The sequence below is a fragment of the Borrelia crocidurae genome, from assembly GCF_000825665.2.
GTDB classification, from domain to species: domain Bacteria; phylum Spirochaetota; class Spirochaetia; order Borreliales; family Borreliaceae; genus Borrelia; species Borrelia duttonii.
Window position 1 is genome coordinate 245,504 of record NZ_LN609267.1, and the last position, 14,894, is coordinate 260,397.

Genomic DNA, 14,894 nt, shown 5'->3' on the forward strand with positions numbered 1-14,894 from the left:
CAGATTTCAACTTTATGATAGGAAGTTTTAAAGACAAAAATAAAACAAAAAAGGAAAAGAATGAAAACAAGATATTTTTCTCTAGCCGCATTTTCTGGATTGCTTACAAGTCTAGCAATTCCAAATGAAATAAATAATATGGGATATTCACACATTGGTTTAATAGCATACATACCACTTTTTATTGCGTTAATTAAAACAAAAGATAAAAAAACTCTTATTACCCTAACAACATTTTATTTTTTAATAGCCAATAGTTTACAAAGTTTTTGGCTTGCATTCTTTTATTCATTCGGTATCATTACTTTTTTAGGAGCAATACTTGGATATATTCCTTATGCTTTAGTTTTAGGATATTTATTATATTACTCACTCAAAACTTTTAATAACAAAACATTAACCTTAGCTATACTCTTCACATTATATGACTACTCAAAATCAATTGGATTTCCAGCATATCCTTGGGGATTTTCAGCATTTATGGTACATAATTTTAATGATTTAATACAAGTAGCTGATACTCTTGGGGTTTTCTTTGTATGTTTTGTAGTTTATTTTTTTAATGCAGGAATTGCAAATTTTTTAATAAATCAAAATAAAACAAATATACTAAGTATGTTATTTTCTATTTTATTAATAAGTACATCTTTTGCTTATGGAAACATAAAAAAAGTAGCATTAAATCCAATCTTAAACAAAGAAATAGATACACTAAACATTGCAGCAATTCAAATTAATATTGATTCTTGGTTGCCTGGCAATCGTAAAGAAGGCATTAAAAAATCTATTACAATTACAAAACAAGCACTAAGAGAAAATCCAAATACAGAACTCGTGCTCTGGAGTGAAGGAGTATTAACTTATCCTTTCAATACTTATAAAGATTATGCATATTACGATCAAGAATTGCTTGAATTATATAATTCAGTAAATGAACTTATAATAAACAATAAAGCCTACTTTGCAATTGGCTCACCATCAAAAACAGATAAACGATTACTTACACATCAAAATTCTGTTTATGCAATAAATCCCAACCTCGAAATAACTAATATATATTCTAAAATATTTTTGGTTCCATTTTCAGAAAAAATACCATTTTATGAATATAAATTTATAAGACAATTTTTCTATAAAAATTTTGGCCTTTTTGGACAAACTAACGGAAATAGACTTGAAATCTTAAAGCTTAAAAAATTTAATCTAGGTTTTTTAATATGTTATGACGATGCATTTCCAGATCTTGCAAGAAGCTATAAAAAACAAAATGCCAATTTACTATTAAATTTTTCAAATGATTCTTGGTCACATACAAATTCATCAGAATGGCAACATTTTGTAGTGGCAAAATTTAGAAGCATAGAAAACGGAATTAAAACAATCAGAGCTACTAACTCAGGAATAACTGCTATAATAAACGAATATGGTGAGAATGTAAAAAGTTTAGAAACATTTAAAGAAGGATATCTGGTATCAAAAATAAAATTGCCCCCAAGATTCACAACAATCTATGAATACATTGGAGACCTCTTTATACATGCTTTAGCAATAGCAATTGTAATTATGACCCTAAGATATCATTTAACTGAAAAAAGTAACCATTTATTATCTTGATTTACAAAACATAAAGTTTGAACATCTCTCCAAAATGGAATATTTTGAGTAATATCATTCTTCTTAGCTTTAACCTTGACAGTATAAGACGTATCTGTAGTTTTCGTAATACTTAAAGATTTAAGATCATAAAAATCATCAACTGAAAGATAACCTAAATCATCTTTATTAAAATCACTTGAAGCAAATTCCAAATTGGCAATAAAATCGGATTTAGGTGCAACTTTACCTAAAACTTTAACATCATCAGCAATAACAGAATCAAGCAAATTTAAATCTTGCAAAAGAAAAGCCCTTACAAATTTATTAAATTGAAATTTAACGGCTTGCTCTTTGTGATTTTCTCTTTCTCTACTTGCAACATATTCTATTCTAGGAGCATTTGTAACTTCACTAATTTCAATCTTATCGTGAATTATTCCTGGAATATCATCAAGTTTAACATCATCAAAAGAAAGAAAAGTTGCCTCACCTTCTAACTTCATCTTAGAATCAATATCCTCTACAGCACTTTTTAGATCAACTTCCCCTTTTAATTTTGGATACATTTCCAAAGCTTTTTTTTGAAAAATTTTCCCCTTTGTAACTTTTCCAACATCAATATACCGCTGTCCAACCTCATAATAAAAAATAGCAAGTTCCTTTTGTCTCTCATCAATTAAAGAATCATTACTTGCAAATAAATTTATAAAAATACAAGAAAAAAACAATAAGGCCAAGTTTTTCATGTTAACCTCCAATGAAATCTAGTCATTCCAAAAAACAAAACCAAACTAATAATTTCAAAAATCATAAACAATTATATTACAAGTTTATCTTTAATGAAAGTAATGAGATTGCTTTTCTCTCTATCATCAAAAACATTTATTTTATCATAATTAAACATTAATTTGGGAGACAAATTATAACTATCATACCAAGTTAAATATTTCTTATTAAGTTTCTCAAGATAATCTTTTGAAATACCTGTCTCACAACTTCTATTTCTTTTCTTAATACGATTCTCAGCCTCAGCAATACTACAATCAAGATATATCATCAACTCAGGTTTTTTAGAATGCTCTAACATATTATCAAGTAAATCAAGATATATTTTATATTCATTATCAGAAATGTATCCATTATCATTCAAGAAAGAAGCAAAAACACAATCACTATAAATAGATCTATCTAGTATCCCTTTTCCTTTAGATTTAAATACACTCTTTATAAGTTTAAATCTTTCATTCAAAAAACTAATTTGCATTGGAAAAGCCCATCTAAATTTATCCTTATAAAACTCATTTAACATAGACAATGTAAATTCATTATCTAATTCACGATAAAAAGGAATTTCAAGATCTAAAGATAAAATATGTCCAAGCGTAGTCTTACCTACACCTATTAATCCCTCAAGTACAATTACCAAGCCTACCTCCAAAATTCATAATTACTAATTAATAAATAATGCATCATTGAAACAAATAAAAACATAACAAAAAATTCAATGAAACAAACAATCAAATGAAGAAATAAAAAAATTAAAATAATAAATTTCAAGAGTCTTAAATTATTGACATTAACAACAATAAAAAATAAAATTTCTATAGCATGAAACAATCCTATATATTTCAATGATCAATTCAGAGGAACATTAAATGGGTAATCAATCCGAATTAACCAATTTCAATAACAAATTAATATTGCCTAAAACAATAATTAAAATCTTTCCAAAAATAATAATTAATAATTATTTAAACAAAAAACTATAAACAATATATCAACATAATAAAATTTATAAATCAAAGTAAAAAATCAACAAATAAAAACTTATATTCTAAAAAAAAGCAAAAAAACTATATGACTTTGTCTATATTAAATGGCATCAATTTTAAAACAATAAATAATATCAAAAAACAATGGTCAATCAACATAAGAATTATATTGAGAGGAATTTTAATCATCAAATGTAAATGTCATATAGTTAAAAGTATTATGAGAGAAAATCAAACGATAATAACAAAACATCATCCCCCATACAAAAACAAAATAGTTTGTTTTCTTATTATTATGTTAGTTAAATTACATCAATCATAATATAAATTATTTATCAAAAGCTCTTCTATAAAATTAAGTCTTATCTACAATAAGGAGGTTAAAGTATGGTTTACACAAAAACTCAAGAATTTATCTCAGAATTTTTAGGAACATTTATTTTACTCTCAATAGGGACAGGTTCTGTAGCTATGACAACATTATTTCCATCAAACCCCACTATAGCTGGAGAAATAATAAATGGTGGATATACAAATATAGTGTTTGGATGGGGTTTAGGTGTAACATTTGGGGTTTACACCGCTGCAAAAATCAGTGGCGCTCATCTAAATCCTGCAATCAGTCTTGGACTGGCAACTATTGGTAAATTTCCAAAATCAAAACTTTGTTACTATATTCCAGCCCAAATACTTGGAGCATTCTCTGGCGCATTAATGACACTTATCGTATTTTATCCCAAATGGATAGAAATAGATCCTAAATTTGAAATCACCCAGGGAATCATGTCAACTTTTCCCGCTATTCCTGGTTTTTGGCCTGGATTTATTGATCAAATATTTGGAACATTTCTATTAATGTTTCTAGTCTTAGTTGTTGGCAAATTTATAAAAGAAGATATTCAAAATCCATTTTTCCCTTTCATTATTGGAGCAATAGTTATAGCCATTGGAATAAGTTTTGGAGGCATGAATGGTTATGCTATTAACCCAGCAAGAGACTTAGGCCCAAGAATATTATTATTAATAGCTGGATTTAAAAATCATGGTTTTAACGACATTAATGTACTTATAATCCCCATATTGGGACCTATCATTGGTGCTAACATAGGTGCAATGGTTTATAAACTCACATTAAAAGACAAAAAATGATTGTAAATACAAATAATAATATTGACTATAACACAATAATAAAGGAAAAGGAGAAAAAATTTTTATGAAATACATTTTATCCATAGATCAAGGAACAACTAGCTCAAGAGCAATAATCTTTGACAGAAATGCAAATATAAAAGGATTTGCACAAAAAGACTTTAAACAAATTTATCCTCATCCAAGTTGGGTTGAACACAATCCAAATGAAATATGGAGTTCTCTACTAGAAATAATATCAGAAGCATTAGCAAATGCACGAACTCATCCTAATGAAATTGCAACAATCGGAATTACAAATCAAAGAGAAACAACTATTATTTGGGATCGCTATACAGGCCAACCAATTTATAACGCAATAGTTTGGCAAGACAGAAGAACAGCAAAAATTTGTGATGAACTTAAAACACAGGGCAAAGACAAAATTTTCTTAGAAAAAACAGGTCTTGTACTAGACCCTTATTTTAGTGGAACAAAAATAAAATGGATACTAGATAATGTTTCACAAGCAAGAGAACGAGCAGAAAAAGGAGAATTATGTTTTGGCACAATAGATACTTGGATAATTTGGAATCTTACTAAAGGTAAAATACATATTACAGATTATTCAAATGCATCAAGAACTTTACTTTTAAATATTAATTCTCTTAATTGGGATGACGATCTACTACAAATCTTAAACATTCCAAAATCAATCTTACCTGAACTTAAACAAAGTTCAGAAATATATGGAAAAATTGACTCTTCCATAATGGGAATAGAAATCAATATTTCAGGCATTGCAGGAGACCAATTTGCAGCAACATTTGGACAATCATGTCTTCAAAAAGGAATGGCAAAAAACACTTATGGCACCGGTTGTTTTACTACAGTTAATATAGGACATAAACCTATAATTAATGAACAAAAAATATTAACATCAATTGCATGGGTAAAAAAAAATATAACAACTTACGTTTTTGAAGGAAGTATTTTCATTGGCGGAGCTGTAATTCAATGGCTAAGAGATAATTTAGAACTATTTACAAAAAGCAGCGATGCAGAAATACTAGCTGCCTCAGTAAATAATAATGGGGGTATCTATTTCGTACCAGCATTTGTAGGCCTTGGAACACCACATTGGGACCCTTATGCCAGAGGAACAATTATTGGACTTACAAGAAGTTCAACAAAAGAACACATTACAAGAGCTGCACTTGAAAGCATTGCTTTTCAAAGCTTTGATGTATTAACTGAAATGAAAAATTCAATTAAAGGTTTTAATATTAAAGAACTAAGGGTTGATGGTAAAGCTAGTCAAAATAATTTACTCATGCAATTTCAAGCTGATATTTTACAATGTAATGTTGTAAGACCAAAAATCACAGAAACAACAGCTCTTGGCGCTGCATATTTGGCAGGACTTGCCATAGGATATTGGGAAAATACAGAAGAGATTACAAGTCTTTGGAAATCAGATAAAATATTTGAACCTCTAATGAAACAAAGTCAAAGAGAAGATTTGATTTATAATTGGCATAAAGCCATAAATAGGGCAAAATCTTGGATTGAATAATCAATCATTAATTATAATAACTTTTAAAGTTAAGTGATATTGATTAAATTATAGATTAAAACATATAGAATTAATATTAAAGAAATGGAATTAATAAATTACAAAAAAATGGAGATGTTAAATTATGAAAAAGATATTTAATTTTCTAAAACCAGCGCCTCACATACAAAGAGTAGACAAGGAATTAGAAGAATCATTATATAAAAAATTAAGATTACAAATATTTATTTCAATAATTATTGGATATGCTGGATTCTATTTAACAAGAAAGATTTTTTCATTTGTAATGCCAGAACTTGAAAAAGAAGGTTTAAATAAAAGTCAACTAGGAATCATTTTATCTGGAGTTTCAATTGCATATGGATTTTCTAAATTCATTATGGGAAATGTCTCAGATCGCAGTAATCCTAGATATTTTCTATCACTAGGATTATCCTTAACAGCAGCAATAAGTATTACATTTGGACTATTGCCATGGGGCTCAATTGATACCTCAATTGCTATAGTATTAATGTTCATTTTAATGTTTGCAAATGGATGGATTCAAGGCATGGGATGGCCAGCATGTGGAAGAACAATGGTTCATTGGTGGTCAAAAAAAGAAAGGGGAATAATTGTTGCTACTTGGAATGTATCTCATAATATAGGAGCAGGAATAGCTGGAATAATATCCGCACAAGCTTTATTTTACTTTAATGAATGGCAAGCCGTACTTTATGTACCAGCATTTATAGTAATAATAATTGCAATTTTTGTATTAATGACACTAAAAGACACTCCTCAATCTGTAGGATTACCCCCAATTGAAGAATATAAAAACGATTATCCTGATAACCATACAGAAGATGCAGAAAAAGAACTTAATGCAAAAGAAATATTTATCAAACATGTACTTAATAATAAGCTACTATGGTATATAGCAATTGCTAATGCATTTGTATATTTTATAAGATATGGAATACTAGATTGGGCACCAACATATCTTGCACAGGTTAGAAACTTTTCTATCAAAAATTCAGGATGGGCATATTCCCTTTATGAATTTTCAGCTATCCCTGGAACACTACTTGCCGGATGGATGTCTGATAAGGTATTTAACGGAAGAAGGTCTGAGACTGGAATAATATTTATGACTGCCACCCTTGTTGCAATAATTATATATTGGCAATTACCAGAAAATACTCCAACACTTACAACCGTTTTACTAGCAATAATAGGATTTTTAATCTATGGACCTGTTATGCTTATAGGTCTTCATGCACTCGATCTTGCACCTAAAAAAGCTGCTGGTACTGCTGCAGGATTTACGGGATTATTTGGATATATAGGAGGCTCTGTTACTGCTAGTGCCATTACAGGTTTTGTATTGCAATACTTTAGTTGGGACGTTTATTTCTATTTATTGATGATTTCATGCATATTTGCAATAACATTTATAGCATTAACATTGAAAAAAGAAAAAAATAATGGAAATAAATAATAATAGTTATGTTAACAATGAAAGCTTAAGAATGAAATATATTATAATATATGCTAACAAAATATAAGTTATGAGAGGTTAAATTAATGAAATTCAAATTAATAATGTTTGCAATAAGTACTGTTCTTATCATTTCTTGTGCAAAAGAAAATGCAAAAATAAATAAAAAATCAGCATTAATTATAGCTCACAGAGGTGCAAGCGGATATTTACCAGAACATACATTAGAAGCCAAAGCATACGCTCATGCCTTAGGCGCTGATTATATAGAACAAGATATTGTTTTAACAAAAGATGATATCCCTATAGTAATGCACGATCCTGAACTAGACACAACAACAAATGTTGCAAAACTGTTTCCAGGAAGAGCTAGAGAAAACGGAAAATATTATTCCGTTGATTTCACATTAGCAGAAATCAAATCACTAAGCCTTAGCGAAAGATTTGATCCAGAAACACAACAACCAATATACCCTAACCGTTTTCCTGAAACAAAATATGATTTTAAAATTCCAACCCTAGAAGAAGAAATAAAATTCATACAAGGACTAAACAAAAGCACAGGAAAAAATATTGGTATTTATCCTGAAATCAAAAAACCACTATGGCATAAACAACAAGGTAAAGACATATCTAAAATCGTAATAGATATTCTAAATAAATATGGATACAAATCAAAAGAAGATAAAATTTATCTTCAAACATTTGATTTTGACGAAGTAAAAAGAATAAGAGAAGAACTTGGATATCAGGGAAAATTGATAATGCTCATTGGAGAAAATGACTGGGAAGAAGCACCAACAGATTATGAATACATTAAATCAGAAGAAGGTATGGCTGAGGTTGCAAAATATGCTGATGGAATTGGACCTTGGATACCCCAAATCATCATTAATGGACAAATGACAGGTCTTACAAGTTTAGCGCATAAATATAACATGCAAGTTCATCCTTACACGTTTAGAATTGATGCATTGCCTTCATATGTAAAAGATCCAAACGAATTATTAGAATTGTTATTTATAAAAGCTAAAGTAGATGGTCTATTTACAGACTTTGTTGACATATTAATAAAATTTATGCAGTAAAACCATAATTTTAATAAGGAGAATATCTCATTTATGCTAGAACATAAAAAAAAAGTATTGGGGGATATTGATAATCAAAACTTTGACTTAATAATAATTGGTGGAGGAGCAACAGGCCTTGGCATTAGTATAGATTCGATTACAAGAGGATATAAAACCTTACTTATAGAAAAAAATGACTATGCCAAAGGCACATCTTCTCGATCAACTAAATTAATACATGGAGGCGTAAGATATTTAGCACAATTTAACTTACCCTTGGTAAAAGAGGCTTTATATGAACAAGCTTTGCTTGAAATAAATGCCCCTCACCTAGTAAATAAACGTGCATTTATTACGCCCATATATAATATTTTAAGTATTCCTTATTACTATTTAGGGCTCAGTTGGTATCACAACCTTCTTGGAAAACATAAAAAACACAAGTATAAAACAAAATTGTTATCAAAATCAGAAACAATCAAAAAAATACCTAACATTAAAACCAAAGGGCTCAAATGTTCTGTTTTATACTATGATGACTCGTTTGATGATGCCAGAATGGCAATTAGTATGCTTAGAACTTTTATTAATAAAGGAGGAAATGCTTTTAATTATACAGAACTTACAAAATTTATTAAAAAAAACGGTAAAATATCTGGTGCTATTATTCGAGACACAATAACTGGCAAACAAGTTACTGTTAAGAGTAAATGTATAATAAATGCAACGGGTATCTTTTCAGACAAAATTAGGAAATTAGATGATATTAATGCTCCTAACATCATAAAGCCTTCTCAAGGAACTCATCTGATAATCAAAAAAGAAAAACTAAATACACAATATGCAATGCTAATGCCTAAGACAAATGATAATAGAATTTTATTCACCGTACCTTGGTATGATGTCATTATCTGTGGAAGTACAGATATAGCAATAGATAAAATCGAAGAAGAGCCCAAAGGATTAGATAGTGAAATTGAATTTTTATTAAACAACATGAACAATTATTTAAATATTAAAATCAACAGAAATGATATTCTAAGCACATATGCAGGAATTAGACCATTAATAATAGACCCTAAAGGACAACAAAACACATCTAAAATATCAAGAAATGAAAAAATATTCATATCAAACTCAAATCTCATCACAATTGCCGGGGGCAAATACACTACCTATAGAAAGATGGCTGAAAAAGCTTTAACAAAAGCAATAAACGCAAATTTAATACCTGCAGCAATGTCAATAACAGAAAATTTAAAAATACACGGATATATGCAACGAGAAGAAATCAACAAAATACCAGAACACTTTAGAGTCTATGGAAGTGATTTTCGATATCTAAGTAAAATGAAAGAATTTAAAAATAAAATCCATAAAGAATTACCATTAAATGAAGCTCAAATAATTTTTGCCATTGAATTTGAACAAGCAAAAACCGTTGAAGATATTTTATCCAGAAGAACAAGAGCACTGCTCTTCAATGCAAAAGCAACAATCGAAGCTACACCAAAAGTTGCTGAAATTATGATGCATAAACTTGGCAAATCCGAAACTTGGAAAAATGAGCAAATAAAAAACTTTAAAAAAGTAGCAAAAAAATATTTAATCTAATCAATGGGGGATATAGTCATATCCTCCTTTATTTTTAAATCTATAAATATAATTACACTAATCACTAAATATTAATTTAAATATCAAAATAAACTTGGGTCATCTAAATAAATTTACAAGCAATCCTTGAATTTCCTCAAGACTGCTTAGAAGCTTAAATTGGGAAATCTGATTTTGCAAAACAGAATAAGCAAATTTATCAAGCTTTTCATTAATAATTTTAATAATGCGGTATTTAGGTCTCTTAAATTCACCATTACTACCTCCTTTTTGCTCTTTAAGCGAAATAGAATAGGATAAAACAACAGATAAAAATTCACTTATAGTTTTTTTATAAAAAATAACATTCTGACGCGAAGGTTCGCTTAACAACTTTTCACCAATATCGTTAATTTCAGCTAACATATCTTTAATTAACTCAAGATTAAATTCACCATTTTCAAAAACAATCAAATGTTTATCTTCTTTTACAAGTTCAGATTTAAACATTGCAGAAAAAATATTTGTTTTACTAGAATTAATTTTTTTCTTAGAAGCCTTATAGTCTTTTAAATCAAGATTAAAAGCACCTGAAACTAAATTATCAATCTTCATCCATCTTTCTCACATCATTAAATAAATATTTATCATTTTCACGAACACAAGTCTCCTTGTTTCGATTTTCCCATTTCATTCCCTTATTAACCTCAATCAAAATATTTTCATCAACTTTATAAGATCCTGTATAAATCAATAAATCTTTTTCGGAAAAATTAAGACTTCCTATCCCAACATTCATATATCCATCAATAATTGCACCCTCTTCAACTTCAATTGACTTGCATGAAATATTACCAATAATGCAACCTGACTGAAAAACTTTAATTTTATTATTAGCATGCACATTGCCAAGCACTATCCCAGAAACAACAACCTCATTTGCATTAATATTTGATTTAACACGCCCTGTATCTCCAATTACAACCCTTTTAGTAGAATTAATAGTACCCAAAAAATCACCATCAACTCGAATAAAATTACTTGAAACCAATTCTCCTTTAAAAAAATCGCCTTTCCCAACAATTGTCTTAACTTCATCACTCAATAAAGACGATCCAACCTTTCTATCTCTTTTAATAACCAATAAATTTAACATCTATTTAGAAGCCCCCGTAGCCAAATTTAAATACATATCAGGATTTACAACTTGAGATCCTATGCGAACTTCATAATGAAGATGTGGACCTGTAGAATATCCTGTTTGCCCCAAAAAACCAATAACTTGACCCTTTCTCACATAAGAACCCTTTGAAATATTCAATCTAGACATGTGTGCATAAAGCGTTGAAAGTCCATATTTATGTTTAATTTGGACAAAATTACCATAACCTGTCACTTGATAACTAGCTCTTACAACCTCACCATCAGCCGCTGCAACAATGGCTGTTCCAATCCTAACCCCTGCAATATCTATTCCCTTATGAATATACCACTGTCTAGTAAAAGGCTCAATAGCTGGACCAAAATGCAAAGAGACGATACCATTTCCTTTAATAATAGGCCAAAGCGAAGGAATATCATTCAATAATTTATTTTGAGAATGAAGCAATCTAACTATATTCTTAAGAGGCGAAATTGACCCTTCAATCGTGTTCTTAACATTCTTAAGATCATTTAATTCCTTAAACGAATTGGCTTCTAACATTTGTAAATCAATAAAATCTGCAAGATCTCCATCTAATTTACTTCTATTCAAACCAACATTATTCTCCTTGATTCTTAAAGAAGAACTAAGTTCATCTAAAACTTTAGAAAAATTATTAGAAACAGAATTAATCTCCACAACTGTATTTCTAAAATCCTCAATCTCAGACTCTGCAAGTGCATAATTTTTTTCAGTAGAATTAACAATAGATTTAAGAGTAACATAATTAACAGCAAGAAAAATAAATCCTATAAAAATTACAAAGAAAAATACACAAAATAAAAATAAAGTAAAAAAAGAAATCTTTATATTCTTGACATTCCCTCTAACATGAGGAATAATCATAAAGCTAATATTTTGTTTAAAAAAAGAACAAACATGACTCAAAAATTTAAAAAAAGAACTAAAAATTGTAAAAAAGATCCTATCTAATTTTTTCAAAAATGATAAAATTCTAAAACCTCTTTTATCTTTCATTACAAACCCTCACCACAACATCAATCAATAAAATTTAAACATAAAAAACTTATAAGATTTAACTTAATGTTGAACATTAAATGTTACCATCAAATTAAAAAATATACCTTCATAATATAATACTATCTCAATCGGATTAAAATTATTTCTATAAACGTAACAGAAATATCAAAAATATACATAAATGATTTACTATTATATACAATGAAAACATTATTCTTTGCAACTAGCAATATAAATAAAATAAATGAAGTGAAACAAATCTTAGATATACCCAAAATAAAAATAGAGATTCCTCAAAATTTTGATATAAAAGAAACAGGAAAAACATTTAAAGAAAATTCACTATTAAAAGCAAAAGCTTTATTTAAAATTTTAAACAACAAACAACCTGTCTTTAGTGAAGATTCTGGATTATGCATAGAAGCACTAAATATGGAACCTGGTATTTATTCAAAAAGATATGATCAATATAAATTAGGAAAAAAACTGGACAACAATGAAAAAAATCATCTTATTATAGATTTAATGAGAGAACAAAATAATAGAACAGCATATTTTATATGTGTAATCAGTTATATTGATGTAGATGGAACAATAAATAATTTTGAAGGCATACTTAAAGGAACAATTGCTCTAAATATTGATTATTATCAAAAAAATGGATTTGGATATGATCCAATATTTTTAACTACAAATAATAAAAGACTAAGCGAATTAAATCTTGAAGAGAAAAACAAAATATCTCACAGAGGAATAGCATTTGATAAATTTAAAAAATTTTTAATGCAATTTTTAGATTAAGACCAAAAACTAAATTTTAAAAGCCAGTACAATCTCCAACTTAATTGTAAAATTATAAGTAAAGATTTAAAATGGTTATTATTCATAATTTATAAAGTTTTATATTAAACAATGGAGATAATTTAATGATAGAAAGAAATGAAATCAATGAAAATGACAAATGGGACTTATCTTCTTTATTTAAAGACAACGAAGAATATAAAAATACTGTTAAACAAATAAGATCAAAACTGCAAAATTTTAAAAAATACGAAACCTTAGAATTTGACCTAAATACGTTTAAAGAAGCAATAAATTATTATTACGAGATTGAAGAAGAAATAGAGAGAACAATATATTACACACACATTCAACTAGAAACAGACGTAAGCAATCAAACTTCAAATGAACTTCGTGCCATGAACATTAATCTAGAAACAGAAGCATCAAATATCACATCATTCTTTATTCCAAAAATTTTAAAAATAGAAACAACGAAAATAAAAGAATGGCTTCAAGACAAAGAACTTAAAGATAAAAAAATAGCTATTGAAAAAATTTTAAGAGAAAAACAACATATCTTAAGCGAAAATGAAGAAAAAATACTTGCCAATTACACATCTCTCTACTCATCATACAGTAATATATTCTCAGCATTAACAAATGCAGACATGGAATTTGGAGACATTAATGGGCAATTATTAAGTAATTCCACTTACACCCTATTTCTTCAAAACGAAAATCAAGAAATACGCAAACAAGCTTTTTTAAAATTTTATCAAGAATATGAAAAACATGAAAATACACTGGCCAATCTTTTAATTGCTGATATTAACAAAAATAAATTTTTAGCAAAAACAAGAAATTTTCAAGACACTATTTCAATGAAGCTTTTTCAAAATAACATTGATAAAACAGTTTATACAAACTTAATAGAAACGGTTAATGAAAATTTATCTGTACTTCATGAATATTATGAATTTAGGAAAACAATACTTAATCAAGAATATTTAAATCATTATGATGTTTATGTTCCTTTAACAAAAAACATTAAATTTAAGCATTCTTTTCAAGAAGCTTGTGATAAAATTTTAAAATCACTTGAAATATTAGGAAGCGAATATATTGATGTATTAAGAAAAGGGCTTTTAGAAGAACGTTGGGTTGACAAATACGAAAACAAGGGAAAAAGAGCAGGAGCATTTAGCGCAGGATCATATAATGGAAAGCCTTATATATTAATGAACTATAAAGATGAATCTATAAGAGATATGTTCACCTTAGCTCATGAGGCAGGACATTCAATGCACTCATACTTTAGTATCAAAAACAATCCATTCCCTCATTATCAATACTCCATTTTTGAAGCAGAAATAGCATCTACAGTAAATGAACAAATCCTTGCAGAATATTTACTTGAAAATGAAAACGACGTTGAAAAAATAAAATATATTAAACTAAATCAAATTGATGATTTACTTGCAACATTTTTTAGACAAACAATGTTTGCAGAATTTGAATATACAATTCACGAAATGATCAACAAAAATGAACCAGTAGTAAAAGAAACCATTAAATCAATTTACCTGAATTTATTAACAAAATATTTTGGTAAAAGTCTTAAGTTTGATCAAAAAAGCTCATTAGAATGTCTTAGAATCCCACATTTCTACTCTCCATTTTACGTATATCAATATGCAACAGGCATAACAGC

The 14,894-nt window shown here is 28.1% G+C and carries 13 protein-coding genes; 8 read left to right on the forward strand and 5 right to left on the reverse strand.

The window, feature by feature from the left end:
• Positions 1 to 60: 60 nt before the first annotated feature.
• The gene (lnt, locus tag BN1173_RS01205; RefSeq protein ID WP_040236064.1) at positions 61 to 1,614 is read left to right on the forward strand and encodes an apolipoprotein N-acyltransferase; all 1,554 of its coding nucleotides are present in this window, start codon (positions 61 to 63) and stop codon (positions 1,612 to 1,614) included.
• Here the strand turns inward: lnt and BN1173_RS01210 are convergent.
• Both BN1173_RS01210 and BN1173_RS01215 read right to left on the reverse strand, forming a co-directional pair.
• On the reverse strand, positions 1,578 to 2,342 hold the full coding sequence (locus BN1173_RS01210) for a hypothetical protein (protein WP_040236067.1): 765 nt from the start codon (positions 2,340 to 2,342) through the stop codon (positions 1,578 to 1,580). The two genes, lnt and BN1173_RS01210, sit on opposite strands and share 37 nt — an antisense overlap.
• Before the next feature lie 71 nt (positions 2,343 to 2,413).
• Entirely contained in the window at positions 2,414 to 3,022 is a 609-nt protein-coding gene (locus BN1173_RS01215; protein ID WP_180338383.1) for a deoxynucleoside kinase, read from the reverse strand.
• A 733-nt stretch (positions 3,023 to 3,755) separates the two neighbouring features.
• Between BN1173_RS01215 and BN1173_RS01220 the strand changes: the two genes are divergently transcribed.
• From BN1173_RS01220 to BN1173_RS01240, 5 genes are all read left to right on the forward strand, one after another.
• A complete protein-coding gene (locus tag BN1173_RS01220) occupies positions 3,756 to 4,517 on the forward strand; it encodes an MIP/aquaporin family protein (protein WP_014696122.1) in 762 nt (253 codons plus the stop codon).
• Between the two features lie 64 nt (positions 4,518 to 4,581).
• On the forward strand, positions 4,582 to 6,072 hold the full coding sequence (gene glpK, locus BN1173_RS01225; RefSeq protein ID WP_040236074.1) for a glycerol kinase GlpK: 1,491 nt from the start codon (positions 4,582 to 4,584) through the stop codon (positions 6,070 to 6,072).
• 124 nt (positions 6,073 to 6,196) lie between these two features.
• Complete coding sequence (gene glpT, locus BN1173_RS01230) at positions 6,197 to 7,552, forward strand: glycerol-3-phosphate transporter (RefSeq protein ID WP_040236078.1); 1,356 nt, start codon at positions 6,197 to 6,199, stop codon at positions 7,550 to 7,552.
• An 86-nt stretch (positions 7,553 to 7,638) separates the two neighbouring features.
• Positions 7,639 to 8,640 carry a glycerophosphodiester phosphodiesterase gene (glpQ, locus tag BN1173_RS01235; RefSeq protein WP_040236081.1) on the forward strand — a complete coding sequence of 334 codons (1,002 nt, stop codon included), beginning with the start codon at positions 7,639 to 7,641 and terminating at the stop codon, positions 8,638 to 8,640.
• A 33-nt stretch (positions 8,641 to 8,673) separates the two neighbouring features.
• On the forward strand, positions 8,674 to 10,236 hold the full coding sequence (locus BN1173_RS01240; protein WP_040236083.1) for a glycerol-3-phosphate dehydrogenase/oxidase: 1,563 nt from the start codon (positions 8,674 to 8,676) through the stop codon (positions 10,234 to 10,236).
• Positions 10,237 to 10,335: 99 nt separating this feature from the next.
• On the opposite strand, the gene BN1173_RS01245 is transcribed toward BN1173_RS01240, so the two are convergent.
• The 3 genes from BN1173_RS01245 to BN1173_RS01255 are packed head-to-tail and all read right to left on the reverse strand — an operon-like array spanning position 10,336 to position 12,397.
• On the reverse strand, positions 10,336 to 10,830 hold the full coding sequence (locus tag BN1173_RS01245) for a YaaR family protein (RefSeq protein WP_040236084.1): 495 nt from the start codon (positions 10,828 to 10,830) through the stop codon (positions 10,336 to 10,338).
• Entirely contained in the window at positions 10,820 to 11,371 is a 552-nt protein-coding gene (locus BN1173_RS01250; protein ID WP_040236087.1) for a bactofilin family protein, read from the reverse strand. Before BN1173_RS01250 ends, BN1173_RS01245 begins: the two co-directional genes overlap by 11 nt.
• Positions 11,372 to 12,397, reverse strand: a complete 1,026-nt coding sequence (locus tag BN1173_RS01255; RefSeq protein ID WP_012538765.1) for a M23 family metallopeptidase — start codon at positions 12,395 to 12,397, stop codon at positions 11,372 to 11,374.
• 204 nt (positions 12,398 to 12,601) lie between these two features.
• Between BN1173_RS01255 and rdgB the strand changes: the two genes are divergently transcribed.
• The gene (gene rdgB / locus BN1173_RS01260) at positions 12,602 to 13,201 is read left to right on the forward strand and encodes an RdgB/HAM1 family non-canonical purine NTP pyrophosphatase (protein WP_014696130.1); all 600 of its coding nucleotides are present in this window, start codon (positions 12,602 to 12,604) and stop codon (positions 13,199 to 13,201) included.
• 125 nt (positions 13,202 to 13,326) lie between these two features.
• The coding region (gene pepF, locus BN1173_RS01265; RefSeq protein ID WP_040236089.1) for an oligoendopeptidase F at positions 13,327 to 14,894 on the forward strand (1,568 nt) is incomplete at its 3' end.